At 30.3% G+C, this 26,969-nt stretch carries 26 protein-coding genes and 1 tRNA gene; 18 read left to right on the top strand and 9 right to left on the bottom strand.

The genetic code is table 11. The features are described 5' to 3' along the window. Positions 1-57 precede the first annotated feature (57 nt). Positions 58-1,242 carry an aldose epimerase family protein gene (locus BUC29_RS03990; protein WP_073413519.1) on the top strand — a complete coding sequence of 395 codons (1,185 nt, stop codon included), beginning with the start codon at positions 58-60 and terminating at the stop codon, positions 1,240-1,242. 200 nt (positions 1,243-1,442) lie between these two features. Beyond that, positions 1,443-1,904 carry an OsmC family protein gene (locus BUC29_RS03985; protein WP_073413517.1) on the top strand — a complete coding sequence of 154 codons (462 nt, stop codon included), beginning with the start codon at positions 1,443-1,445 and terminating at the stop codon, positions 1,902-1,904. 20 nt (positions 1,905-1,924) lie between these two features. On the opposite strand, the gene BUC29_RS03980 is transcribed toward BUC29_RS03985, so the two are convergent. Then, positions 1,925-2,458, bottom strand: coding sequence for a hypothetical protein (locus BUC29_RS03980; RefSeq protein ID WP_139260393.1), 534 nt, complete (start codon positions 2,456-2,458; stop codon positions 1,925-1,927). A gap of 372 nt (positions 2,459-2,830) precedes the next feature. Beyond that, positions 2,831-3,919: a PIN domain-containing protein gene (locus BUC29_RS03975; protein ID WP_073413513.1), complete on the bottom strand. Its 1,089-nt coding sequence runs from the start codon at positions 3,917-3,919 to the stop codon at positions 2,831-2,833. Between the two features lie 338 nt (positions 3,920-4,257). On the opposite strand from BUC29_RS03975, the gene BUC29_RS03970 reads away from it, so the two are divergent. Further along, positions 4,258-5,847 (top strand): anti-phage dCTP deaminase, encoded by a 1,590-nt coding sequence (locus tag BUC29_RS03970; RefSeq protein ID WP_084538580.1) that lies wholly within the window; start codon positions 4,258-4,260, stop codon positions 5,845-5,847. Between the two features lie 13 nt (positions 5,848-5,860). Continuing rightward, positions 5,861-6,049 (top strand): hypothetical protein, encoded by a 189-nt coding sequence (locus BUC29_RS03965; protein ID WP_073413511.1) that lies wholly within the window; start codon positions 5,861-5,863, stop codon positions 6,047-6,049. Between the two features lie 43 nt (positions 6,050-6,092). On the opposite strand, the gene BUC29_RS03960 is transcribed toward BUC29_RS03965, so the two are convergent. From BUC29_RS03960 to BUC29_RS03950, 3 genes are all read right to left on the bottom strand, one after another. Beyond that, positions 6,093-8,006 (bottom strand): ATP-binding protein, encoded by a 1,914-nt coding sequence (locus tag BUC29_RS03960; protein WP_073413509.1) that lies wholly within the window; start codon positions 8,004-8,006, stop codon positions 6,093-6,095. A gap of 209 nt (positions 8,007-8,215) precedes the next feature. Continuing rightward, entirely contained in the window at positions 8,216-9,067 is an 852-nt protein-coding gene (locus BUC29_RS03955; protein WP_073413507.1) for a hypothetical protein, read from the bottom strand. Beyond that, positions 9,064-11,010: an AbiJ-related protein gene (locus BUC29_RS03950; RefSeq protein WP_084538579.1), complete on the bottom strand. Its 1,947-nt coding sequence runs from the start codon at positions 11,008-11,010 to the stop codon at positions 9,064-9,066. Before BUC29_RS03950 ends, BUC29_RS03955 begins: the two co-directional genes overlap by 4 nt. Positions 11,011-11,212: 202 nt before the next feature. Here BUC29_RS03950 and BUC29_RS03945 point away from each other — a divergent pair, with 202 nt between their 5' ends. From BUC29_RS03945 to BUC29_RS03935, 3 genes are read left to right on the top strand one after another with little or no spacing between them, the layout of a single operon-like run. Continuing rightward, on the top strand, positions 11,213-12,685 hold the full coding sequence (locus tag BUC29_RS03945) for a hypothetical protein (protein WP_073413503.1): 1,473 nt from the start codon (positions 11,213-11,215) through the stop codon (positions 12,683-12,685). After that, on the top strand, positions 12,686-13,417 hold the full coding sequence (locus BUC29_RS03940) for an HNH endonuclease (protein WP_073413501.1): 732 nt from the start codon (positions 12,686-12,688) through the stop codon (positions 13,415-13,417). It abuts the gene before it with no gap. Between the two features lie 16 nt (positions 13,418-13,433). Further along, complete coding sequence (locus tag BUC29_RS03935) at positions 13,434-14,057, top strand: hypothetical protein (RefSeq protein WP_073413499.1); 624 nt, start codon at positions 13,434-13,436, stop codon at positions 14,055-14,057. Positions 14,058-14,121: 64 nt separating this feature from the next. On the opposite strand, the gene BUC29_RS03930 is transcribed toward BUC29_RS03935, so the two are convergent. Further along, positions 14,122-14,394: a helix-turn-helix transcriptional regulator gene (locus BUC29_RS03930; RefSeq protein WP_073413497.1), complete on the bottom strand. Its 273-nt coding sequence runs from the start codon at positions 14,392-14,394 to the stop codon at positions 14,122-14,124. A gap of 111 nt (positions 14,395-14,505) precedes the next feature. Here BUC29_RS03930 and BUC29_RS03925 point away from each other — a divergent pair, with 111 nt between their 5' ends. The 7 genes from BUC29_RS03925 to BUC29_RS21810 all read left to right on the top strand — a co-directional run bounded on the left by BUC29_RS03925 (position 14,506) and on the right by BUC29_RS21810 (position 20,278). Next, positions 14,506-15,201 (top strand): hypothetical protein, encoded by a 696-nt coding sequence (locus BUC29_RS03925; RefSeq protein ID WP_073413495.1) that lies wholly within the window; start codon positions 14,506-14,508, stop codon positions 15,199-15,201. Positions 15,202-15,243: 42 nt separating this feature from the next. Next, positions 15,244-15,810, top strand: a complete 567-nt coding sequence (locus BUC29_RS03920; protein WP_139260389.1) for an outer membrane protein assembly factor BamD — start codon at positions 15,244-15,246, stop codon at positions 15,808-15,810. Between the two features lie 398 nt (positions 15,811-16,208). After that, positions 16,209-16,835 carry a hypothetical protein gene (locus tag BUC29_RS03915; RefSeq protein WP_073413490.1) on the top strand — a complete coding sequence of 209 codons (627 nt, stop codon included), beginning with the start codon at positions 16,209-16,211 and terminating at the stop codon, positions 16,833-16,835. Positions 16,836-16,840: 5 nt separating this feature from the next. Beyond that, positions 16,841-16,987 (top strand): hypothetical protein, encoded by a 147-nt coding sequence (locus tag BUC29_RS21455; RefSeq protein ID WP_167369517.1) that lies wholly within the window; start codon positions 16,841-16,843, stop codon positions 16,985-16,987. 149 nt (positions 16,988-17,136) lie between these two features. Then, the gene (locus BUC29_RS03910) at positions 17,137-17,814 is read left to right on the top strand and encodes a recombinase family protein (RefSeq protein WP_073413476.1); all 678 of its coding nucleotides are present in this window, start codon (positions 17,137-17,139) and stop codon (positions 17,812-17,814) included. Positions 17,815-18,384: 570 nt separating this feature from the next. Next, positions 18,385-18,696, top strand: coding sequence for a hypothetical protein (locus BUC29_RS03905; RefSeq protein WP_073413474.1), 312 nt, complete (start codon positions 18,385-18,387; stop codon positions 18,694-18,696). Between the two features lie 28 nt (positions 18,697-18,724). Continuing rightward, positions 18,725-20,278 carry a recombinase family protein gene (locus tag BUC29_RS21810; protein ID WP_394332987.1) on the top strand — a complete coding sequence of 518 codons (1,554 nt, stop codon included), beginning with the start codon at positions 18,725-18,727 and terminating at the stop codon, positions 20,276-20,278. On the opposite strand, the gene BUC29_RS03890 is transcribed toward BUC29_RS21810, so the two are convergent. Then, a tRNA-Leu gene (locus BUC29_RS03890) sits at positions 20,232-20,311 on the bottom strand. The two genes, BUC29_RS21810 and BUC29_RS03890, sit on opposite strands and share 47 nt — an antisense overlap. Before the next feature lie 290 nt (positions 20,312-20,601). Between BUC29_RS03890 and BUC29_RS03885 the strand changes: the two genes are divergently transcribed. The 4 genes from BUC29_RS03885 to BUC29_RS03870 all read left to right on the top strand — a co-directional run bounded on the left by BUC29_RS03885 (position 20,602) and on the right by BUC29_RS03870 (position 24,083). Continuing rightward, positions 20,602-21,543: a ribose-phosphate pyrophosphokinase gene (locus tag BUC29_RS03885; RefSeq protein ID WP_012023211.1), complete on the top strand. Its 942-nt coding sequence runs from the start codon at positions 20,602-20,604 to the stop codon at positions 21,541-21,543. Positions 21,544-21,667: 124 nt separating this feature from the next. Then, positions 21,668-22,279: a 50S ribosomal protein L25/general stress protein Ctc gene (locus BUC29_RS03880; protein WP_073413472.1), complete on the top strand. Its 612-nt coding sequence runs from the start codon at positions 21,668-21,670 to the stop codon at positions 22,277-22,279. A gap of 375 nt (positions 22,280-22,654) precedes the next feature. Continuing rightward, entirely contained in the window at positions 22,655-23,332 is a 678-nt protein-coding gene (pth, locus tag BUC29_RS03875) for an aminoacyl-tRNA hydrolase (RefSeq protein WP_073413470.1), read from the top strand. Between the two features lie 139 nt (positions 23,333-23,471). Then, positions 23,472-24,083, top strand: coding sequence for a superoxide dismutase (locus BUC29_RS03870; RefSeq protein WP_073413468.1), 612 nt, complete (start codon positions 23,472-23,474; stop codon positions 24,081-24,083). A gap of 62 nt (positions 24,084-24,145) precedes the next feature. Here the strand turns inward: BUC29_RS03870 and BUC29_RS03865 are convergent, their stop codons facing one another. After that, entirely contained in the window at positions 24,146-24,451 is a 306-nt protein-coding gene (locus BUC29_RS03865) for a hypothetical protein (RefSeq protein ID WP_073413466.1), read from the bottom strand. 614 nt (positions 24,452-25,065) lie between these two features. Further along, positions 25,066-26,964, bottom strand: a complete 1,899-nt coding sequence (locus tag BUC29_RS03860) for an amidophosphoribosyltransferase (RefSeq protein ID WP_073413464.1) — start codon at positions 26,962-26,964, stop codon at positions 25,066-25,068. Positions 26,965-26,969: the final 5 nt, after the last annotated feature.

Here is a 26,969-nt window from a genome sequence, read left to right as displayed (position 1 = left end):
TTTTAGTTACTTTGAAGAAAAGACTTTATGACTTTACTAACTAAAAAACTATCATTTATGAATGTATTAAAACGTTGTATTTTTGGAATCGGCTTGTTAAGTCTGACGGCAATTTCAACTCAATGCAAAAACGATAAAAAAATGGATGAAGCTACAGTTTCTTCGGATAAAAAAGCAACAGTTACAATCGAAAAATCTTCTTATGGAACAACAGCAAAAGGAGAAAAAGTAGATAGTTATAAATTAAAAAACCAAAACGGGATGGAAGTTGATATCATCACTTTTGGTGGAAGAATTACAGATTTGAAAGTTCCCAATAAAGAAGGAGTTTCTGAAAATGTTGTACTTGGATTCAATTCTTTGGCACAATATGAAAAAGAAAATCCGTTTTTTGGAGCTTTGATAGGAAGATACGGAAACCGAATTGCTAAAGGAAAATTCTCTTTAAACGGGAAAGAATATCAATTAGCGATCAATAATGCACCAAATGCTTTACACGGCGGCCCACAGGGATATTTTAACGTAGTTTGGAAAGCAGATGAGGTAAAATCAGGAGAAACAGCTTCTTTAAAATTATCTTATTTAAGTAAAGATATGGAAGAAGGTTATCCCGGAAATTTGAAAGTTTTTGTAACTTACACGTTGACAAATGATAATCAGTTAGAAGTTTTATACGAAGCTGAAACAGATAAAACAACGGTTGTGAATCTAACACAGCATTCGTATTTCAATTTATCCGGAGATTTTAGCAAAACAATCTTAGATCACGAATTGACTTTAAATGCTGATAAATTAGTTCCGGTTGATGCTGATTTAATTCCAACAGGAAAATTAGATGATGTTGCGGGAACTCCTTTCGATTTCAGAGCTCCAAAATTAATTGGAAAAGACATCAATGCTAAAAATGATCAGTTAGAAAAAGGAAAAGGTTACGATCACTGCTGGGTGTTGAACAATCCTGAAAAAGGAAAAACAATCATTGCAAAAGTATATCATGCTCCAAGCGGAAGAGTTATGGAAATGACTACAGATGAACCTGGAATTCAGTTTTACTCTGGAAATTTCCTTGACGGAACGCTGCCAATGCCTAACGGCGGAACTTTTGCACACAGAACAGGATTATGTCTAGAAACAGAACATTATCCGGATTCTCCAAACCAGAAAAACTTCCCAACAACGGTTTTAAACCCGGGAGAAAAGTACAAAACTAAAACTACCTTTAAATTCTCAGTAAAGAAATAGTTTTAGAATTTGTTTATTAGTTTAATTCTCTAAGAAACCTCGGAAGTGATACGCTTTTGAGGTTTTTTGTTTTTAAGTGTTTAGGTAGCTAGCTTATTTTAATCTCGCAAAGTCGCAGAATCGCCAAGTTTTATTTTCTTTGCGTCTTCGCGACTTTGCGAGATTAATTCATTTACAGCTTAAAATCTTAACTTAGTAAAATGAAACATTCATTCAAAGCTCAATTAAACTGGACTTCAAAAAAAACAGAAGATTCTTCTAAAAGATTCTACAGCAAAAACCATCAAATTAAAATTGAAGGAAAACCAATTTTAGAAGTTTCAGCAGCAAAAGCATTCAAAGGAGATCCGGAGTTATATAATCCGGAAGATTTATTGCTGAGCAGTTTAGTTTCCTGCCACATGATGTCTTATTTATATGTTTGCTCTCAAAACGGAATAGAAGTTCTAGAATATTCAGATAATGCTGAAGCAACACTAGAAGTAAATCCAGATGGAAGCGGGCGTTTTGTTGAGGTTAGATTATATCCAAAAGTGAAAATTTCAAATCCAGATCAAATTGAATTGGCTTTAGAATTGCATCAAAAAGCAAATCAATTGTGTTTTATTGCTAATTCTTGCAATTTTCCTGTTTTGCATGAGGCGAGTTTTGTCGTAGAATAGAAAAAGATATTTAGAAAATCCTAGTGAATAAGTTTAAGAGAATCGGTGAATAAAAGAGCGTTCTTTTTCTTTATTTCGAATTCTTTATAATCAACATCTGTATATATTCGTATTTTTTCTAAAAAGCTATTTTTGAGTACATTAAACTGTTCTTCACTCATTTGATATGAAACTTCTATCCCAAGAGCTTGAGATGCATTGAAGCTTATTGCTCCACAACCCACACAAGTTACTGTAGATTTTAGATTTTTTAAAGTTATAATTTCGCCTTCTTTAGTTTTAAACATTAATTCTTGATCTTTTTCAATTGAAAAAGACTTTGTTTCAAAGCCATCATTTAATCTAAATTTCAGTTGTATAAAAAGTATGTTGTCAATTTTTGATATTCTAAAATAAGATGTTCCTTTCATTGTAGAAAAAAGCGTTTCCCAACTAGTTTTTTGGATTGATTGTTTTGTGAATTCATCTATTTTATTCTCTGTAAGTTTTTGAGAGTAAAAATTATTTAAGAATAAAATAGATATCATTATAGAATAAAAAAAGTTGTATCTCATTTTCTTTAAAGTAATAATGGGTTTAAAAATTGCGAATATAATATGAATGTTACATTTATAACAAATGTAATATAAAAACTACAAGAATATTATGGAAAACCATAACTTAAAAAAGATTTTGTATTTAAAACAGAAGAATGTTTATAATAAAACAGACCTAAAAGGCTATAATTAACTGCCTGTTGTAAACTATAAATTGAAAAGAAAATTTTTAAATCTCAATCGAGATAAAAATAAAAAAAACCTCTTCTGTTAAGAAGAGGTTTTTTGTACCCTTTACCGTTGAATTGTCGAATTTATTTATTGAAGATTTGAAGAAATTGGCACATGCTTATAAATCTCTTATTGATAAATAAACTCAAATATTTGATTTTAATATATGTCGTAATCATTTTCTAATTTTTCACTTATATCGGATTCATTTGGTATACTAGTATACATGCAATTTATAGAAACATCTGCATCTTCTGGTTTCTCTCCATCTTCAAAATATGCTTCTAGTGAAATTTCAGCTGTTTGAGTTGTTGCCATTGAAATCTGTCTTTGTGCTTTTTCAACGAAATAATATTTATCATCTTCCTTATCATAGCTACTAAATGAATAATCATTGTATATTACCTCAGCCGTAAAAGCTATATCGTAATCTAACTGGAAAATATACTCACCAGACGGCGGATTTTCTTCAACTAATAGAGAATCATGAAGAATTGTTTCTTCAATTTTTATGTTAGATATCTCAATTTCGAAACCAATTTCATCCAATATTTTATCAATAAATTTTTCGTTAATTTTTTCAATTATATATTTTTCGTTGATTTCATAAATTGAAGTAATCCATACGATTTCATCTGTTTGATATTGTTTGTTAATTTTATCAAGCATTATTTTAATATTCGAAATTGTAATAATCTTGTCAGATACATATCTTTTAAAGTCATTATCATCACTTATTACATAAATTTCTTCATTTTCTTGCTGACACCAATTTTCTATTGCTGATAATACGATTGCATCTGGAAATTCATATTTTTTTTTACCTGAACTGAAAGGTGGTTTTTGATTGAAATAACTATCTACAACATCAGATATGTTTGCAAGATTGAAAGGTATAAATCTAACTTTACCGTTTTTTATAAAAGTTTCTAATTCCACTGAAAGTTCTTCAAAATTTAAATTTACTTCCAGTTTTGGTAAATCGAAGTATGGTTTAAAACTTTCTAAATTTTTTAAGATTTTACTTTTGTTTGATATTATTTTTTTAAAATTATTGATATCCTGCTGAGCATTCAACAAATTTTCTTTAATGTTGTTTTGTATCTCATGTTTTGTTATTTCAGTTAAATATAAATTGACAGTTTCTCGCTTACCAAACTCACTCAAACGCTCTAAATTTTTATTTTGAAAAAAATTATTCGAAACAAAAACTTCTGTATCTATAAATATATTTCTTGTTTTAAGCATATTTTTATTATAAACTAATGAAATTCTAGACTAAATATAGTGTGTAAATTTCATAGTACTTTATATTTACTTCAATTTCATTTTAAAAACAGGTGTTTATACTTGCTTTTAAGTCAAATTAGAAAATTATTATTGTTGATTTTAATGAAATGTTTTTAGATTATGGTTTTCCGTAGTGCAGTGAAAATTTTATTAGTGTTATTTGTTTTCTTATATACAACACTAAAAAGATGTGTTTTATTTGTTTTTTGATAATAATTTCTAATGAAACATTGTTTAATGGTTAAAATTGTAAGAAATAGTCGTTTATATTAGCATTTAAAATATAATATCAGTTTATGGGGGCAGAAGAAGTTAAATTAGAAATTTTATCGAATAATAAAGAATCAAAAGGTAAGACTACAAGAGAAAAAGTAAACAATACATTAACTGAAGAGTTATTTTTAGGTATATGTGCGCCTATTGGCTCAATGAAAGATGAAGTCATAGACTCATTGAAGCAAATTCTAACTGAAGTTTATCATTATGATGTTGAAGTAATAAAACTTAGTAATTACATTGAACAATATAGAACAAAAGAAATTGAATTTATACCTAAAATTACTGAAGCATATTCAATTCTTCGAGATAAAATAGAACAGGGAAATGAAATAAGAAAAGTTTACGATAATAAATCTATTTTGGTTGAACTTGCAATTCAGGATATACATGTTTCGAGATTGAAAGATGGAAAAAAAATTGGTGAAGAAGGAATTCCAGCTATTACAGATTTAAAAACTAGAAGGAAATGTTATATATTTAATTCGATTAAAAACAAAGAAGAACTCTTACTTTTAAGAAGAATCTATACGGATAATTATTATCAGTTCAGTATTTTTTCACCTCTGGATGAGAGAAAAAATAATTTATTTACAAAAGCTTTGTCTTTACCAGAAATTGATGAAATAGTTGATATTGATGAATATGATAATAATGAATTTGGTCAAAATGTTAGAGGAACATTTACAGATGGTGATTTTTTTCTTAGAGTATCAAATGAGAATATAGATAATTTGAATGAAAAAATTGAAAGATATTTACATTTAATTTTTGAAAGTAAAATCATAACTCCGACAATTAATGAAACAGCCATGTATTCTGCAAAGTCTGCATCAGGAAATTCAGCCTGTTTATCAAGGCAAGTTGGGGCGTCTATTACTGACAATTTAGGAAATCTAATTTCAACAGGATGGAATGATGTTCCAAAATTTGGAGGAAATTTATATAGAGAAGGTGATTTAGTTGATGATAGGTGTTACAACAAGGGTTATTGTAGTAATGATGACCATAAAGATTCTTTAGTTGATAGTATTATTAAATCTTTAAATAGCGATGATGATATTAGAAAATTATTAAGTGATGAAGAAGGATATCCTGTTATAGAAATTACTGAAAAAATAAAAAAGACATTAAGAGGTTCTAAAATTAAAGATTTAATAGAGTTTTCACGTTCTGTTCATGCAGAAATGCATGCAATAATATCTGGTAGCCAGCTTTCAGGTTCTAAAATGATTGATGGAAAACTTTTTTGTACAACATATCCCTGTCATAATTGTGCAAGACATATTATTGTAGCAGGAATAAAAGAAGTTTATTATATAGAGCCGTACGTAAAGAGTTTATGCTTAACTTTACATGAAGATGCTATAACTGAGGACGAGAATTGCAATGAGAAAGTAAGAATTTTAATTTTTGATGGAGTAGCTCCAAGGAAATATCTAACTTTTTTTACTAACTTCGCCGAGAGAAAAAAAGATGGTAGAACATTAAATTTAGATTTGACAAAAATAAAGCCAAAAATATCTAAATCATTACAAGCCTTGCCTACATTAGAACAACAAGCTATTCATTCATTAAGAGAATGTGGATTAATTAAGGATGTGGATTAATTAATTATTTAATATGGAAGAAAAAAACAAAGTTCAATCAAGTAATTCTCAATTATCAAATGAGTTTACAAAACCATTAGCAAATGAAAAAATGTTTCAAGCAGAAATGGGGAAGGTTATTAGATTATCTGAACATGGTTCTCTAGATAAATCTAAAATTGATTATTCAAAACTAGTTATAAAAAACACAAAATCATTTTAATACAAAAAACACCTCAATTGAGGTGTTTTTTATTTATCTATTATTAAATGATTAATTTTTTCTGTTGATTAAATAATTCAATTCCTGTAACGTCAGCATATCTTTCGTTTAATTTTTCTCTTAGATTAAAAAGTCTGCGTTCAGAAGAATCAACAATTTGAGAGAATAGACAGATTTGGACTTTACCAATTTCTACTTTATTTTCATTTTCAATTGACTGAATGGGTTGTACTTTTTCACTAAATGATTCCCCAACTACATACGCATTAATATATGGACTGCCAATTAATGTTCCACAGTTTACAAAATCTTCAACGTAACCAACAGCTTGATTTCTTTCATCTCTACCTAGTTTGAATCCTCCTCGTTTTAATTCAATAATTAAAACTCTCTTTATTGCGCTTAGTCCGTTTTCATGGTCAAAATCTGTTGTTGCTGTAATGGAAAATGTTGAATCTCCGATTACAACTATATCGGGTCTTTTTCTGTTATTATTAAAGATACTTTTATTAATTTTTTTACCAAATACTTTTTCAACTGTAGTTTGGAGTTGATTGTTTGAAGAGTATTCAGGAGAATCATATTCAGGACCGAAAATCCATCGGGCACTTGCTACTAAAGGGTGAAGTACATGAAGCTCATCAACAGTAGAATCGTTTGATAATTTTCTGATAGCTTCAATTACCGAAATCCTTTTATCAATTTCGTCAAGAACTGTTAGAGCATCTTTTATACTCCAATTCTCAAGTAATTTATTTAATCCATCAATATCTTCACTTGAAAGTGTAGAGAGTTTTATTAAAAGTTCATTTCCACTTCTTGTTTTTTCAAGATTTAGGACAGTATCTAAAGCTAATGAAATTGATTCTTCTCTTGCAGTTGGGCTTGATATTGAAATGTGTTGGATTGCTTCGTTAAACTCATATTTTGCTAATGGACTCAAATCATTATACTGTTTTTTATATAGATTTCTTATTTGAGAAGTAGTTTCTTCAATATTTTCTTGAGCAATTTTATAAAACATTTTTTGTACTTCAGTATTTATAGCTTCATAAATCGATTCAAGCTTGTCATTTTTTTTGAAACCTGTCCAATCTTCTTTTATGAAATCAGCTAAATCAGTACTTTCAACAACTACAGAATATCTTTTAGCTTCTTTTGAACGCCCATCTAAAACCATTATATTGCCCAAAATCCAAGATGGCTCACCAATAAGTCTTCCTCCTTGCCAAATAGCAATGCCTTGATATAGTGTAGATTTTCTAGATTTTTTGGAATCAATTAAATTTATTTGAAGCTTTATATCGTTTACTTGTATGGGACTTGAATCTACTAATCCTTTATGTTGTTCTAGTTGAATTGTTTTTTTATTGATAGATACAAAAAATTTTGGGTCATGTAGAAAACGGGCAGAAATAACGTCTAAAATTATATCAGCATTTGGGAGGTTTTTTTGCACAATAACCTCCAAAGTTGTGCCTGTTTTATTAGATTTTTTAAAAGATTCGTCTTTAATAATAAAGGGTTGTTTTTCGCTTTCAGTAGTAAGGATAAAAGTTGATTCGATACCGTTTTTATAAGTAATTACTTGATATTCTGTATTGAAGCAAAGCATTCCATGTCGCCCAATTCCATTACGACCATATGCAAATCTTTTTAAATCTACTCCTTTTGGGAACTCTACCATTTTACCTTGATGACGGAGTCTATTGTAACTTAATTTCATCCATCGAGCATAGAATTCATCCTTTGTTAATCCTGAACCATTATCTTTAATTGTAAGTTTTTGACCTTTTTCGCTAGGAATGAAAATATCAACTTGTGTTGCGCCTGCATCCCATGCATTAGCTACAAGTTCTGTAAGTGCAACTTCTGGTTGTGTTCCTAAATTACCAAGCGTTCGAATCAAATAATCTTCTTCAAATAAGGAGCCTTGGATAAATTCATTTTCATTCATGATTGTTAGGTCTTTTGTATAATAGTTATTGTTCTAGTCTTTTTAAAATAAAACTATCTTAACTCAGAGTAAAACGAAGTTATTAAAAAAGGAGCTCTTAATTTTATTTTAACTTCGAAAATTTTCTTACATCAAAATGTTAAATATAATTTAATTAAGCGTTTCGTAGTTATTCTGAACATCCTTTAAAAAAATAAGAAAACCTAATCTCACTTTACTAACGAATCAAGAAAATCCGAATTTTTAAGTAATTCTAGTTCTAAAATACTTTGCCAATAATTATATCCAAAAAAACTCCGATTTAATTCAATCGTCTCTTTAGCAGTTATTATAATTTCGTCTAATGGTAATTTACCTATAAATGGTTTTAGAGAATTTTGAAATGCAGGAATTACTTTATCATTAGAGTCGGAAAATCTTTTAGTTAAATGTAAGCTTTTATAATGACTTTCGATAATATTAAACAAGGTTGTATCAATATTATTTGGGTTTTGAACAGTAAAATCTGTTATGAATGTATTGTCAACAAAAGAAACTTTAACGAAAAGATACTGTAAATTAGGAAGAATATCTAGATAAAGATTAAGGAATATTCTTTGTCCATTTTTAAACCAGTATTTTCCTTTTGAACTATTACAAACTGAACAGCTAGGAAAAAGATTAAGAGGATTTACAACAAATTCTGTAAACTCTTCTTTAGGAAGTACGTGGTCGAATGAACTGACCTCCCCAATAGTGCAATTTTGGCATGTATTAATCACTCTATTAGTGGCGGTCGTTGTTATACCTTTTTTAAATTTTTGTATTATACTGCTTTTAAATGAGTATAAACTTAATAAGTCTAATTTATTTTGGTCCACATAACCATGAGCTTTTAATGATTCCAAATCATTAGTATCGAAATTGTTTTTATAGGATTCATATAAACTTTTAATTTCATCGTTAAGGGCTAGGAGGCGATTCCGAATTTCAGGGTCTTTTTCCATTGCTCGCTTAGACCGCACAATATTTTGATGAAATGAAAAAGATTCATCCTTGTTATAGAAGTTTAAATTTTTCATGATTTAAGCTTACTTTTTATATATAATCTTGCATTTAGACTTAAAGGAGAGTTGTCAAATTGAATTAAATCTAGGATTTCATCATACTTTTTTCCATTTTCAATCTGCTCATCGATTATGCGTTTATATTGTTTTTGTATTTCTCTGTTTCCGAAAACATCATCTGTCAATGTATTTAAATTTTCACCAAATGATTCAATTCCTATTCTTCGTATGTCAGGGGTATTTCCATTTCTTTCCATCACGTAAACATTTTTAGAAAGAAGTTCTTGAATAATTAATGGTGAATGTGTTCCAATAATACAATAAGATTGAAATTCATCAACTAATTCATAAATCGTATTTATTAATTGTGAAATAGCATTAGGATGTAAATGCGTTTCAGGCTCATCATATAGAATTAAAGAGTCAAATCGTATGTTTGCAGTTATTTCTGTAATAATGTATAATAAAATATTTTGCCCTGAACTTAAATAATCCTTTACTTTGTTAAAACCATCAATATCTACTCTATATTGATTATTGAATGAGGTTATCGATTCTTTTTTTATCAAAAAAGAATTTACAATATCTTCTTCAATAAAGTTCAAAAGAATTGTACGCCATTTGTTGATTCTCTCTAAGGATTCGATTTTTTTCCATGTATAGTGAAATCTCAAAAGTAAACCTTGCTCGCTAATATATTTTCCTTTTTCATTTTTCAGGCCACAGTATACATAATTAAACTTACTAGTTTTTAAGGGAATTTTAAATCTATCAAATATACTATATGAAACAGAAATCATTTTACTAAAAAGAGGAACTCTTGGTGAAAAAAATGATGAATTGTTTTGTGCAATATTTAGGGGTAAAGAGGTCAAAAGTTGTGTTTTACCTGTTCCATTCTTACCAATAATTGCATAAATCCTATTTGCTAAAATTTTATTATTGTCAAATTTAAATGAAATGTTTACAGATTCTTTAGAATATTTGGGAGTAAAATTATATTCAAAATGAAATAGATTATTTAAATCATAATTTAATAATTGATATTTAATTAATCGAAGTGTTCTTTCCGCATAATCATATCTTATTAGAGAATTTTTAAAACGATGATTTTTTTCAAAATCTTCTAATTTAGTTGAGAAAAAAGCACAATCACAAAGGGCAAATAGAATGTCTTCAAAATTATTTGGAAAAAAATCTTTTAATCTTTTGTAAAATTCTTCTTTTTGACCCAAACTGCAAAAATCATTTGCAAGACTATAAAATTGCAGAGGAATAACCTCTATTGTTTCTGCAATATCTTTCACCATTATTTTTATTTCACCAATTACGTTGGTAAAACTATCTTTGATATAATATAGGTAAAAAGTCGTTCTACTACTATAATCATCCCAATAATTTTCTCTGAGCAGAAAAAATTCAGAATGTTTTATGGAATTAATATTGTTTTTCTCACCAAGTTTAAAAACAACAAAAGGAATAGAGTTTTTTTTAATCTCAATTGGAATATTATCGACTTCTTCTAGTGGATAAATGTGATAAATAGGAATACCTCCATTTGCATAATCATATATTGATAATTTTAGTTTATCAGCTTCTAATTTCAAGTTAAATTCAACTACATATGCTATTATTTCGTCCTCATCCTTTCTATATTCGGGTAAAAGAAATGTGTGTATTAGAGTAATAAATTTTTCATCATCATCATATACTTTTAAAATCTCAACAAACAAGTAATAAAAATCCCAATCGTTATTGTTTATCATATGTTGATAAATATCCCCTTCAGCATTGGTATAGCGAGAATCTGTTGAAGGCATCTCCTTTAAATTCCAAATTTTATTCAAAAAATCGAATGTTCCTTCCGAATATCTAGTTTCATTTTCACTTAAGAAATCGGTTCTGCTTTCAATAATGATTTTAAGTATTTCTTTTTTGGAATTTATAGATAATCTCATTTTTATCAATTTTATCCAAATATATAAAATATCAATAATAAAGATTGATTTACATTTATGACTAATAAATTGAAATAGTTTCTTAAGAATTTAAAAACTATCCGACTATATTCAGTTAATTAAAATAACTGATTTACAAATTGATAGAATTAATATTTTTCATAACTTCATCTCCAAAACTTTACTTAATACAACTTAAAAGATGAAAATATACTTTACTGATTTTTTTAATATTGAGTGTTCAAAACTGGAAGACTATGGTGCCTTTAATATTTCTTTGATAAATGATTTGCCATTGTTTATTGACCCTTTTTTGCTTTTTGGAAGTAAAAAAAGTGAATATAAGGAATTACATAACCAGATTTTAAAGTATTTAGTTTTTTTAAAAGACAAATCAGAAATAGGTGTTACCAATATTGGAGAAATAAGGTCTTGGTATTTATTTCCTGAAGTAAAACAAAATTGGTTTGGTTATAGTAAAGTTGGTAATGGAGGAAGTGGGCTAGGCGAAAAATTTGCTAAATCATTTTCAAGTTCCATGCATATTGTCTTCGATGATTTAGGAAAAGAAAAAATAACTCAGTCTTCTCATTTAGAAAAAGCTTGCCTTTTTGAAATTGGTGTTGGTAAAGATAATATAAGTGATTTCACAACTAATCTAACGAAGGAATTTTTACTTGATTACACGCAAGAATTTGCAGTCCGAAATGTTGACGAAAAACTATTAAGAAAAGTTAATGTTGATAAAGTATATTTCGATTATGAGCTTGAGAGGTGGATGCCAAAAGAATATGTTTTACCTTTCATTTTTAATGATTATGTAATATTAACTCCAAGAGATATTTTAACTAAAGATGACAATTGGATAAATAGTAACGATTTAAGAGGTGATTTTCGGAGTATATGTAATAGTATATCCAATGACCAATTAAAGCATGAAATAAATAATTATTTTACAAAATCATTACCAAAACATGCAGGCAATAAGAGAAATACACAGAAAGAAATTTCATTGGCAGTAATTGAAACAGTAAAAAAATATCCTGAAATAATAAAATATTACGTTAAATTAAAAGAAGAAAATAAAGAGGGAGCAAAAAAGATTTCAACTAAGAAAGTACAAGAAACGGAATCTAAGTTTATAACTCAAGTTCAAAAATTTGTGGAAACTCTTCTAGAGAAAACTGATTTTTATAGCATTGATAAAAATGGTTCCTATGAAGAGGCAAAAAAGAGATTACTGTTTTTAAAAGATGTAATTGAGAATAACGATGGATATCGACTATTTTATATTAATCATCAGCCAATTAAGAGAGAGGAGGATTTACAGATTATATATCGCCTGACATGGTTCGCAACTGACTACGATGTTAATAGAGAATCTAATAACGGAAGAGGACCTGTAGATTATTCAATATCAAAAGGTTCAAACGATAAAACCTTAATTGAGTTTAAACTTGCATCGAATTCAAAGCTTAAACAAAATTTAGAAAAACAAGTTGAAATTTATGAAAAGGCAAATAAAACTAAAGATTCAATTAAAGTAATTTTATATTTTGATATACCAGAATACAACAAGGTAATTAAAATACTTAAAGAGCTAAAAATTGATAAGTCGCCAAACATAATATTAATAGATGCGGGTAGGAAAAAATCTGCATCAAATGTAAAATAAATGGCTATAACTGACAAAACTAGAAAAAGCCTTTGGGCAAAATCAGGTAACAGATGTTCTATTTGTAAAACAGAACTTTTTAATGATGGAGTAGAAAAAAATGAATTTAATATTGGAGAGGAATGTCATATAATCAGTAGTAAATCAAATGGGCCAAGATATAAGCCAAATATCAATGACTACGACCTTTTTAATAATCTTATTTTACTTTGTAGAAATCATCATAAAGAAATTGATGAGTTAACAGAAACATATACTGAAGACATTCTTAGATATATGAAGTTAAACCATGAAAATTGGGTAAAATCTACAATTAATGATGCAATTGACAAGGAAAAGAAGAATAAACCAAGATTAATTAGTAGAATTACTTCAGGTAAAGAATTACTGACAGTCATTTCAGATTCGCATGGCTATCGAACAGATTATGATGATATAGATAATAAAGAAGAGGCGGAATACATTGGGAGTATTTTTCAAGAACTAGTTGATTATGGTGATATAAGCAGTATGGTAGAAACGTATGATAAGATTCAAATGGGATTTCAATTAAATGAATTATTAAAAGGATTAGAAGATAGAGGTTATTTTTTGTTTGGAGAAAAAGGAATTGAAAAGTGGAAATTTGGAGATGGTACAAGTGACAATTGGAAAGTGGCAACACTCATAATAAAAAAGAAAGATAGTAGCGAAATATTAAAAGTCGATTTAGATGAAACTAATGAGTTATAGAAAAAAATAATAAATAATGGATAGTAGAGATTCTCTAATAATAAGCTTACAGAATAGAATTATTCTTTTAGAAAAACAACGAAAATCAGACAGTACAGTTTTAAATCTAACTACGCACACAATAAAAGAAACACAAAGTAGATTAACAAATTTGGAAAAGAATAATGATTCACTATCCAAATCAGATTACATTAGTATATTTTCAGTTTTAATATCTTTAATTTCTGCAATTTGTATAGCTTCTTATTTTGTTTATAATGTGATAAAAAAGAAACAAATATTAAGAAGACAATTTTTGAAAGGCTCTTGGGCTTCCGAAGGAGATATTATTAACCCGCAACCTATGCCTTATCTCTCTTTTGTAATTGACGTAGATATGGATGATGGAGAAATTACAGGTACATTTTATCCCAATAATGAATCTTATCCATCTGTATTGTCCGTAAATGGAAAATTAAGATTAAAAAAAGCCAAAGTTCAAATTACTCATATTAGTCAAGGTAAACTTATAATTATGGGCATGGCAGAATTAAAAATAAGAGGTAAACTATTATACTGGAAAACTATTTCGGGAGATGAGGAATTATTTCCTAAATTATCTTATACATGGAAAACGGATTCTAATCCTGATTTGTATTAAATAGAGCTATTCATAAAAGAGTAGCTTTTTTTGTAATTATTATTTAGCAATCTGTTTATTAGTGTTATTCGTTAGAAACTGAATTTAATTCAAAATTAAATATTTCGCTCGGAGTCACATTTAATGCTCTGGCAATTTTAAATATAGTACTTACAGTAGGATTTATTTTTATAGTCTCTATTCTTGCAATCTGTGATAAAGTTATTTCGGAACGATACGCTAGTTCTTCCTGCGATATACCTTTTTCAGAGCGTATTTCTTTTAGTCGCTTTGCTAGCGACTCTAATCCTTCTTGGTCGAAGATTAGTTTTCTGGATTTAGTTTCATCTTTTTTCACTTCATCAAAATGAAGATTTTAATAACAGAATTATTATAGCACTTGTGCTATAATTTGTATATTTGTGTTATAAATCAAAAATGACCTTCAAAATAATTTAACCTCTATTCTATGAAAAAAACTTTAGCATTAGGAATTATAATTATTGTATTTAGTTGTAAAAAAATAGAGCCATCAATTTCAAAAACGCAACAAGAAGAAGTAAGAGAAAGCAAAAAATCAAGTGGGATTGAAGACTCTAAATCTAATGTTGGGAGTGAGATAATAATTTTTAAAAAAGTTGAATGTGTCGATGATTGTTACTATCTGTTCATGGATGAAAAAGGTAAAGACGTGATAATTTATCTTCCAGATTATTGTGAATACAACTTTGATGACGGAAATTATATTGGTAGAAAATTCAAAATAACGTATGATTTGCCAAAAGTTACAGATGATAATGTCTTAGCGAAATCAATAGAATTATTAAAAACAAATGAAGTTCAAGTAAATTCTTCCCTCTCTAAGAAAACGTTCGCAGAAATTAGAAGTTTAATAATATCTGGAAATAAAAAAAATATGATTCGTCAAATTGGGGAACCAAATGAAGAGTATTCTGCTCATGATTTTCTTAAGAAATATTATAATTGGAAACCAGTAAGTGTTTACACTTCTCAAAGACCCATCGGAATCAATGTTTTCGTTTACAATGGAATTGACAATACAGACCGCCAAATTTTGGTCATTTATAATTTTGAGAAAAGCCAAGTAACTGAGATTTTGTATACATCGGATGTAAAATCGTTTGAAGATATCTGTATTCACTAAATGATTATTACCAAAATATTATCTGCTATAAATTTAACCAAAATGAGAAAAATTATTTTAAGCTTACTGGTAATGGGCTCTGCAATTTTACATTCCCAGAGCAAAGATTCAGAAGCAAAAGAATTTGAAAGTGCTATGAGCCAAATGACGGTATCAGCAATGGATACTTTTATATTATTGCATCCTGAAAGTGAGTTGAAAGATAAAGCTGTTCAGTATAGGGATTCATTGGCACTCCCTCAAGAAGGAGCAAGCTATTACCGATTTTCAGAGTATGTGGAAAGATATCCTAATTCAAGATTTTCGGCTTCAATAATTGAAAAACTTCCAGACATGGTCGATAGAGATTTGCATTTTCAAGATTCATTTCATTCGACAATCGAACTATTAAAGCATTTTGTTACTTTATATCCTACTGCGCCAGATATAAAAAAAGTAAAAAAAGATTTAGAGCTTTACTACGCACGTTCATTGAGTTATAAATTCAATATTGAGGAATACAAAGATTTTAGAAAATTATTTCCAGAAAGCAGATATTACTACAATAATACAACAAAAAAGATGGCTAAGAAATATGACCCGAAAGAATCGCCAGCCGCTACATATTAATTGTTCCTAATGAACCCAGAGTAGCACGTGTACACTGATGAACCCAAATTTAAGATAATAAATTTTTCGAGCCCTCCTCCTCCCGTAGTTTCGCCTTTTTATTATCAATATCGACATTTTTTCTTCCAGTTACCTCTCTTACTAATGCAAAGAAAACGCCATTACAGACCTTCATTCGATAGTGTAAATTTGTTATAGTATATTTTGCAAAGCGATGTATAGCTGTGTCATTTTGATACAATAATTTATCAGTTAAAAAAATATTTTTTGAAAAAAAAGTCCTAAAAAGCTACACTTTTAGACTATCTGTAGTATTTATTATTGAAGATGCTTGATTTAATACCTTGTAAGGAGTTCTTGTATCTAATCAATAACAAAATATTAACAGATATATTAAGATGGTATATGAGAATATAACAGAATTTAAAAGAAGCACTAAAGTAAGCAAAAGTAAGATATACAGATTCTACAAAAAGAATGAAGAACTGTTTGCAGAAACTAAATTGAAAAATGGGAAAAGATTATTTCCAATTGGTCACATAAGATACTTTGACAGTGAAGTAATGTTTGATGAAAATAAAATCCTGAGACAAGAAAATCACTCTATGAGGAATCTTATTGATTGTTTGTCCGACAAAAAAAGTTTGGCACATTCGCTCTGGGAAAAGGAATGGAGTTTTTTCTTTACAGTGGCTTACAAACTGGAACGCAAGAAAGCAAGCTGTTTTAAGCAGATGCATGGTCTTTATGATTTCTTGCTTGAGAAACATGGCAATTCTACGGAATTGAGATTGTTTTTTACAACGGAACCATTTACCAATAGAACTGGATATCATAATCATTTTGTAATCCATATTGAGAATAAAAGATTATACGAACAGATTACTGATGATATTAGAGATTATTTCCACTATGACAGAATTGACTTTTCAGTATATGACCGATATAAAGCAGGGCTTTTTTATATGACAAAAGAAGGTCTTTCTGGAGAGGATTGGGATATTTTAATTGATTCAAACAAATAGTAACGATGAAAATAATAGTGACCTTATCTCAATTGAAAATGATTCTTAAAACAGAAAAATTAAAATTTCCGATAAGTTACAAAGGAAGAAACTTTAAAAGCAATGAACTGGAAGAACTTTCCCAATTATTACTATCAAAAGAACGAGGTTAGCAACCTCGTTTTTTTGATCATGTTATATTCAAAAAAACATGTATGTCCAGGAAAATCAGGATTTTTCTTGTTTAATTCAAAATAGACCTGGACTTTTGGAGTGTAATAAATCACAAACGGACGTTTAAGATTTAAATCAGTCAAACATTATGAAAAAATTTGTAGCATATTATAGAGTCAGCAGAAAAGAACAAGGTATTTCTGGATTAGGGCTTTCGGCTCAAAAAAGTTCAGTTGAAAAATATGTGGCTTCACAAGATGGAATTATCTTAAAGGATTATACGGAGATAGAAACTGGTACGAATAAACGTGAACGTATTGAAATTCATAATGCAATCGAATTAGCTAAAAATGAACGTGCAATTCTTGTAATTGCCAAATTAGATAGATTAGCTAGAAACGTAAACTTTGTAAGCTCACTCATGGATGCAGGAGTTGAGTTTGTAGCTGTGGATATGCCTTCAGCTAATAATTTTACAATCCATATATTTTCAGCACTTGCTGAACAAGAAGCTAAATTAATTAGCTCTAGAACCAAACTTGCACTTGCTGAGTTAAAAAAGAAAGGAGTTAAACTAGGAAGTCCTAAAAATTTGACCAATGATGCTAGAGCAAAAGGAATCGAGCGTATAAAGAGTAACGCAATCAACAATGATAGAAATCGTCAAGCTCAATCAATAATATTGAATTGTAAAGAAAAAGAAATGAGTTACAGAGAAATCGCAGACTATCTTAACAAACTAAATTTCAAAACGAGAAACGGAAATCAATTTTATGGAGCAACAGTACTTCAATTGTATAAAAGAGCGTTGAGTTTAGTTGCTTAAAAGAGCGATTTTAAAATATTAACAGAATATTAACAATTGAAATTTTCTTAGATTTTAATTTTTATAGTTTTGATTTTCAATATCTTAAGTCTTTATCTTAGATAAGATTTAGTTTAAACAAGAAAAAACTTTCATTTTGTTGAAAATCAGTGTTTTAGTAATCGTAAAGGCTTGGAAAAACTTTATTTCAGGAGTATCTTTGTAGTAGAAATTTATCGATAGAAATCTACTTGCAAGACAAAAGGCACCCTGTTCACAATAAAGGGATGAATCTACAAAAAAAGGCAATGTTGTAAAGCTAACAACTAAGCCAAAATCACATAAAATATCTCAAAGTTCTTTATTCGGTTTAAAACCCGAAAGGGGATATCTATGTCAAAAAATTATCTTCCGCCCAAATAAAAAAATGAGATGGGTGTCAGAGTGAAAAAGTGATAAGTATTACTGAATGCAAAAAGAAATTAAATAGAAATGGTATGAAATACACAGATGAAGAAATAGAATTAATCAGAAAGGTGCTTTATAAACTCGCTGAGGTGTATCATTTAAATCAAACTAAAAAATAAACAGATGATTAAAAAAAGTGTAATTGTGAAAAATAGTGATTCAGAAATAAAACAGATGAAAAAGGATTATCGAATGACTGTCATTGAGCTTATTAGTATGATACAATCGAAAGGACTACTAATTCCAACAGAAATTATTTTAGACAAGTATGTGGAACGAGAGATTGTTTTATTCGATGATAAGTTCTTTCTGATAGTAAGGGTTTTCGATAAAATTTTCGGATTACTTCTATATACGGAACTATATGTTTTTGATACGCACAAAAAAGCTCAGGGCTTTTATAATAGATTAATAATCAAATTGAATAAACAATAATTAACTAAACAATAAAAAAATAAATAATATGAATGTTATAATATATTGTCGTGTAAGTACAGATGAACAAGCACAAAAAGGATTTAGTCTTGACTATCAAGAAGACTCATTAAAATCATTTTCTGAAAGAATGGGATATAATGTTGTTAAAATATATCGAGAAGACCATTCGGCTAAAAACTTTAATAGACCAGAATGGACAAAATTAAAGACCTACTGTAAGAATAATAAAAAGATTGTTGATAAAGTTCTGTTTGCTAAGTGGGATAGGTTCTCAAGAAATATTGAGCAGGCACTTAAAGTTATAAGAGAATTTGATTCTATGGGAATTGAAGTGAATGCATCAGAACAATATTTAGATATTGCTAATCCAGATAATAAGATGGTTTTGTCTATTTATTTAACGGCGGGTGAAGTGGAAAGAGATAAAATATCAAGTAGAACGATTACGGGTACTTATCAAGCGAAGAAAGATGGTTATTTTCCAGGCAAAGCTCCTTATGGGTATGACAATTACAGAGATGAATCCAAAAGGTCTACTTTAAAGCCAAATCAACAAGCAGATTTAGTTAAAAGAGCATTTAATGAAGTAGCATTGAATATTGAGTCTGTTGAATCTGTAAGGAAAAAACTGAGGCAACATGGATTAATGTTGAAAAAAAGTGCATTTAGTCAGATGCTAAAAAATAATGTATACATTGGAAAAATAAATGTTCCTGAATTTAAAAAAGAATCAGCTACAGTAGTCGATGGTAAACATGAACCTTTAGTCGATTTGGATACTTTTAATAAAGTACAGAATGTTTTTAAAGGGAAAAGATGGCATAACACAAAGCCAAATCATAAAAATTTTGATTTTCCGATGCGTGATTTTTTGACTTGTGAAATTTGTGGGGGACAAATAACGGGAAGCAAATCTACAGGGAGAACTAAGAAATATGCTTACTATCACTGTAGAAATAAATGTCAGACAAGAGTTCGTGTTGAGGAAGCGCATATCAAAATTTCAAGTATTTTATGTGGTCTACAAATTAATCAGAACATAAAAGAGCTATTTGCAGAAGTTTTAAAAAAATCTGAATCTCAAATTAGTGGAGATAGAGATAATCAACTTAAGATTAAAATAGAGCTTCAAAAACAACTTAATTCTCAAATTGAAGATGCTGAAGATTTGCTATTGAGAAAAGATATTGATAAGGAAAGATTTGATAAAATCATTGAGCGTATTAATGGAAATCTTAGCGTTGTTGAAGATGATATAGAGATTTTAAGGACTAAAACAGATTCTATAAGAGCTTATGTTGATTCGGGTTTAGAATTACTAGGTAACTTGGATGAATTCTTTCTTAATGAGGATTATAATGGAAAAAGAATTTTGGCAGGTTCAATTTTTACTCAAAAACTAATCTTCGGAAATGAAAATTGTCGAACCACTCAAGTGAATGAGGTAATTGAGGTTCTTACTAGGAATATCAAGGCTTCAGAAGGTATTAAAAAACGAAAAGCCGTCAAAAATGACAGCTTTTCCGTTAATGTACCCGGAGCCGGAGTCGAACCGGCACGGTTTCCCACAGGTGTTTGAGACCAGCGCGTCTACCAATTCCGCCATCCGGGCGTAGCAGACGAAAAAACAATCATAAATTGATCATTTTAACGCAATAGAATGAGAACAAAAACGTGACCATCCCTTTAACACGGTGCAAATGTAAAAAATAAAATTAAACCAACTACTAAAAATACTTAAATATTTCCTTTCAGTGTCCAATAAATTTTATAAATTTGCACCTCGTTAAAACGAAGCACACACAACTAACTACACCCGAGGCATTTATATATATTTTGCTTTATCTGCAAAGATGAAACGAAATTGTAACAAAGCGCAGCGAGTAAAAACAACAAATTATAATGTCGCACCTAGAACCAGAAGCTAAAATTTTTGCTTGTTCACAAAGTGTTTATCTTGCAGAAAAAATTGCAGAACAGTACGGAATTCCGTTAGGAAAAGTAACGATGTCAACGTATAGTGATGGAGAATTTCAGCCGTCTTACGAAGAGTCAATAAGAGGATTACGTGTTTTTATCGTGTGTTCTACTTTCCCATCGGCAGATAATTTGATGGAATTGTTATTAATGATTGATGCTGCAAAACGTGCATCAGCAAGACATATTACAGCTGTTATGCCTTATTTTGGCTGGGCAAGACAGGATAGAAAAGACAAGCCAAGGGTTCCGATTGGAGCTAAGTTAGTAGCTAACTTATTAACTGCAGCCGGAGCAACAAGAATCATGACAATGGATCTGCATGCAGACCAAATTCAGGGATTCTTTGAAAAACCAGTAGATCATTTATTTGCATCTACAATCTTTTTGCCTTATGTGCAGAGTTTGAATTTAGAAAATTTAACCATTGCATCTCCAGACATGGGAGGATCAAAAAGAGCATATGCTTACTCTAAGTTTTTAGAATCAGATGTAGTAATCTGTTACAAACAAAGAAAAGCAGCCAACGTTATCGACACTATGGAATTGATTGGTGAAGTAAAAGGTCGTAACGTAATCTTAGTAGACGATATGATCGATACAGGAGGAACTTTAGCAAAAGCTGCAGACCTAATGATCGAAAAAGGAGCACTAAGTGTAAGAGCAATTTGTACACACGCTATTTTATCTGGCGGTGCATATGAAAAAATTGAAAATTCAAAATTAACTGAGTTAATCGTAACAGATTCTATTCCGTTAAAGAAACATTCAGACAAAATTAGAGTAGTGAGTTGTGCGCCTCTTTTTGCAGAAGTTATGCACATGGTGCACCACAACAATTCCATTAGTGGAAAATTTATTATGTAATTTTTGGCAATAGGCTTTAAGCAGTAAGCTATAAGCATTTTCCAAGAGCATAAAAAAGCTTAAAGCCTATGGTCTAAAGCTTGCAGCAAATGAAAATATTTATTAATAACTATATTTTTTTACAATGAAATCGATTACAATTAAAGGATCAGAAAGAGAAAGCGTGGGCAAAGTGTCAACTAAAGCCTTACGTAATGCTGGACAGGTACCTTGCGTTTTATACGGAGGAAACCAGGCAGTACACTTCTCTGCAGACGTTACTGCATTCAAAAACTTGGTTTACACTCCAAACGCTCACACAGTTGTGATCGAACTTGGAAAAGGAAAATCATTCAATGCAATTTTGCAAGATATCCAGGTTCACCCGGTAACTGACAAAATTTTACACATTGACTTCTTCCAATTATTTGATGATAAAGAAATCACAATGGAAGTTCCTGTGAAAATCGTTGGTACATCTAAAGGTGTTCTTGCGGGAGGTGTTTTACGTTTAAACCAACGTAAATTAAAAGTTAAAGCTTTACCAGCAAATCTTCCTGATTTTGTTGAAGCTGACATTACTCCACTTGAAATGGGTAACAAATTATATGTTACTAAAGTTGGAAAACCAGAGTACAAAATTATGCACCCAGACAACACTGTTGTTGCTCAGGTAAGAATTTCTCGTGCTGCTATGAAAGCTGCTCAAGAAGCTGCAAAAGCTGCAAAAGCTCCTGCAAAAGGAAAGAAAAAATAATTTTTTTTACCTCTATACAAAAGCCTCAATCTTTCGATTGGGGCTTTTTTTTTAAAGACTTCTATCCCGATAGATATCGGGACTAAGGTGCTGAGATGCTAAGCTTTTATTCTGTCAGGCTGAGCGTAGTCGAAGCCTACACGAAGTGCTAACTTTAGATTGTCGAGCTACTTGCGGGACTTCGACTTCGCTCAGCGTGACAAAAGGAGAGTAACAACCAGTGCGAATCCGTTTAATCTGCATCATCTGCGAGAAACTATTCCTTAGCATTCCTTGCGCAAACTCCTTGCGAACTTTGCGGTTAAATCTCGACCATTAAGTAATTATCTAATTATCCAATTGCCACATTCTCTAATTAATCTTACTTTTGCAAACATGATAAAATGGATAACAAAACTGTTTTCATCAACACAAAAAGAAGAGAACAAAGAAGATAATGTGAAACCGGAGGTTCACGAACACCAAAAAAACAATATAGAAAGCGTGAGTAAAAAATATTTAATCGTAGGATTAGGAAATATTGGTGCTGAATATGTAAATACGAGACATAACATCGGATTTAAAGTACTTGATTTTTTAGCTAAAAAAGAAAGCCTTTCATTCGAAATCGTAAAACTGGGGTCATTGGCAGAATATAAGTTTAAAGGAAGAACTTTTCTTTTGCTGAAACCAAACACTTACATGAATCTTAGCGGAAAAGCAGTAAAATACTGGATGGATAAAGAAAATATTCCTTTAGAGAATATTTTAGTTATCACAGATGATCTGAACCTTTCATTTGGAACAATCAGAATCAAGCCAAAAGGAAGCGACGGCGGCCACAACGGGCTTAAAAACATCAATTTGGTTTTGAATACACAAAACTATACCCGTTATAGATTTGGTATTAGTGATCAGTTTAAAAAAGGTCAGCAGGTCGATTATGTTTTAGGTGAATGGAACGATGAAGAGAATTCTAAATTACCTGAAAGGTTAGAAATTTCGGCAGAAATAATAAAATCTTTTGGAACTGCAGGTTTAGAAAATACAATGACCACTTTTAACGGAAAATAAAGATTTACAGGTGTTTATATAGTAAAAATGCAAATTATAAGTTAATTTAATCCAATTATAACGAAATAGTATTTTCAATTCCAAAGTTAAATGTCTAAATTTGGAATAAATTATTATAAACCACAAAAATCCTAATATCATGGCTTTTGAATTACCTCAATTACCTTATGCATACGATGCATTAGAACCACATATTGATGCACGTACTATGGAAATCCATCATACAAAGCACCACAATGCCTATACTACAAATCTTAATGCTGCAATTGCAGGAACAGATTTAGAAGGAAAAACAATCGAAAATATTTTAATCAACTTAGATAAATCTAACGCAGCAGTTCGTAACAATGGTGGAGGTTTCTACAACCACAATTTATTCTGGACTGTAATGTCTCCAAATGGAGGAGGATTGCCAACAGGAGATTTATTAGCTGCAATTGAATCTTCTTTTGGAACTTTCGAAGAGTTTAAAGCAAAATTTGCTAAAGCCGGAGCAACTCAATTCGGTTCAGGATGGGCTTGGTTAACAGTTCAAAAAGGAGGAAAATTAGAAGTTGTAGGTACTCCAAATCAAGATAATCCATTAATGCCGGAAGTTGCTGGTCACGGTGGAACTCCAATTTTAGGAATGGACGTTTGGGAGCACGCTTACTACTTAAATTACCAAAACAGAAGACCAGATTATATCGAAGCTTTCTTTAATGTAATCAACTGGACAGAAGTGGCAAGAAGATTTGCTTTAGAAAAATAGTCAAAAAAAGTAAAGAATAAAGAGAAAAGACGAGTGCCAAAAGGTACTCGTCTTTTTTTATTTTACCATTTCCCAAAGAAACTGTTGATGTCAAAATAATATTTAACTTCTTCTCCTTTTTCGTTAGTTAAATTTAATAAATCGTAATGTTTATTTCCTTCACTCAGTAGAGCCTGTCCGTTCATTTTGCAATTAGGACAAAGTTGTCTCACAATTTGATATTCTTCTGCAACACTTTTTACTTTGATAGCATTTTTAATAGAGCTGCCATCTTTAGTTGTATTTGCAGTAGTAGATTTTGTTCCGGAACAACTTATAAAAGAAAGACTTAGAATAGTAAGGATAAAAAACTTTTTGAAGAATTGCATATAATTGGTTTAAATAATTGAAGTGCAATATTAATAATTTTATAAACAGACAAACTTTGATTTTATTGTAATAAAAAAGGTGGAATCTCTTCCACCTTTTTTGCCCCAAATCTACCATAGCTTAACCTACTAATGTTATGGTTCTGTAAATATATGCCAGCAGATTTAATGTATAAAATTTTCTAGATGAAAGGTAAATATATCCGATAAAGTAAGTTATAGAAGTTTAAAATAATATATTCATTTAATTTAAATAAAAAAGGCGGAATCTCTTCCACCTTTTTTGCCCCAAATCTACCATAAACTTAACCTACTAATGTTATGGTTTTATAAATGTATGGAAGGTATTTTTATTAAGAAAATTTTTCGGATGAAAGGTAAAAATATCCGATGAAATGAAAGTCTAATATCTTAAAACCGAAATACTTGAGTTTATACCAAATAAAAAAGGTGGAATCTCTTCCACCCTTTTTGCCCCAAATCTACCATAAACTTAACCTACTAATGTTATGGTATCTCAAAAGTATTGTAGCTTTTCATTTTTACCAAACAAACAGGATGAACGGCAAAAAAAACCGATGAAATGCACAAATTAACCTTTTATTAATACTTTTTTAATACGCTCTGGCATCTTTTCCTTCGTAGAAATTCATAAAAGCACGATTCACAACACGGTTACCGCCAGGGGTAGGATAATCGCCTGTAAAGTACCAATCACCTAAATTTTTAGGGCAGGCTGTGTGCAAATCTTCCACTTTTTGGAAAATGATTTTTACTTCAGCGTTGATTTCAGGAGAGCTTAGCATTTCAGCAATTTTATCTGAAATTTCTTCATCTGTAAATTGATCGTAGATTGCTGTAACATAATTTACAACATCTTTATCTGCAAAGTTTTCCTGTGCTTTACATTTTGCATAAACTTCGTCAACAATATGATATAGATTTCTTTCTTTCAATAAAGTCAAGGCAGCTCTAAAAGCAACAAGTCCTTCAAGTTTTGCCATATCGATTCCGTAACAATCCGGATAACGAATTTGCGGCGCCGATGAAACGATTACGATGCGTTTTGGTTTTAAACGATCCATCATTTTAATGATGCTCATTTTAAGTGTAGTACCACGAACAATACTATCGTCGATAATAACTAAGTTATCTTCTGGTTTAATTACACCATATGTAACGTCGTAAACGTGGGCTACTAAATCGTCACGGCTGCTGTCTTCTGTAATAAATGTTCTTAGTTTAGCATCTTTAATGGCAACTTTCTCAGTACGTATTTTTACAGCCAAAAGTTCCTGAAGTGTTTCTGCCGTAAGTGTATTTCTGTTTTCTAAAATATAATTATTTTTTCTCTGATTTAAGAAATCCTGAGCAGCTTCGACTAAACCATAAAATGAAGTTTCGGCTGTATTTGGAATATATGAGAAAACGGTATTGTCTGTATCGCTGTCAATCGCTTTAAGAACAGCTGGTAAAATTAGTTTTCCTAAATCTTTACGTTCCTGATAAATTTCGGCATCACTTCCTCTTGAGAAATAAATTCTTTCAAACGAACATGCTTTTTTAACAGTTGGTTCCAAAATTTGATTCATGGAAACTTTTCCGTTTTTCTTGATAATCAAAGCATTTCCCGGTTCAATTTCCTGAACACTTTCAAAAGGAACATTAAATACAGTTTGGATAACCGGTCTTTCTGAAGCAACAACTACCACTTCATCATCCTGATAAAAGTAGGCAGGACGAATTCCTGCAGGATCTCTAAATACAAAAGCATCGCCATGGCCCAATAAACCTGCCATTGCATAACCTCCATCTAGGTTTTTAGCTGAACGGGCTAAAATTTTAGCAATATCCAACCGTTCTGCAATTACAGGAGAAGCATCTCTTTTTGAATAGCCTTCGGCTTTACAGTCCTGGTACAATTGCATTACTTCTTTATCAAGAAAGTGACCAATTTTTTCCATTACGGTAACAGTATCCGCCATTTCTTTTGGGTGCTGTCCAAGTTCGACTAAGTTTTCAAAAAGTTCTTTAACATTTGTCATGTTAAAGTTGCCTGCCAAAATCAGGTTACGGTGCATCCAGTTACTTTGACGTAAAAATGGGTGAACGCTTTCGATGCTGTTTTTTCCAAAGGTTCCGTAACGAACGTGACCCAAAAACAATTCTCCTACATAAGGAATATTTGCTTTTAGTTCTTTCATGTTGTCGCTTAATTCCGGCTGAGCTTTTAACTCCTCGCTGATTCGCTCATTGATTTGTTTAAAAACGTCCTGTATGGGCTGTGCGTGATTCGAACGAACTCGGCTGATGTAACGTTGTCCCGGATCAACATCAAGTTTGATACTTGCAAAACCAGCACCGTCTTGTCCGCGGTTATGCTGTTTTTCCATCATTAAATACATTTTCTGAATTCCGTAAAATGCAGTCCCGTATTTTTCTTTATAATATTCAAGCGGTTTAAGAAGTCTTACTAAGGCTATACCACATTCGTGTTTTAAAGCGTCGCTCATTGTTT

The organism is Flavobacterium defluvii, from assembly GCF_900129555.1.
Classification (GTDB): Bacteria; Bacteroidota; Bacteroidia; order Flavobacteriales; family Flavobacteriaceae; genus Flavobacterium; species Flavobacterium defluvii.
This window is presented reverse-complemented; position numbering and strand designations above follow the sequence as displayed.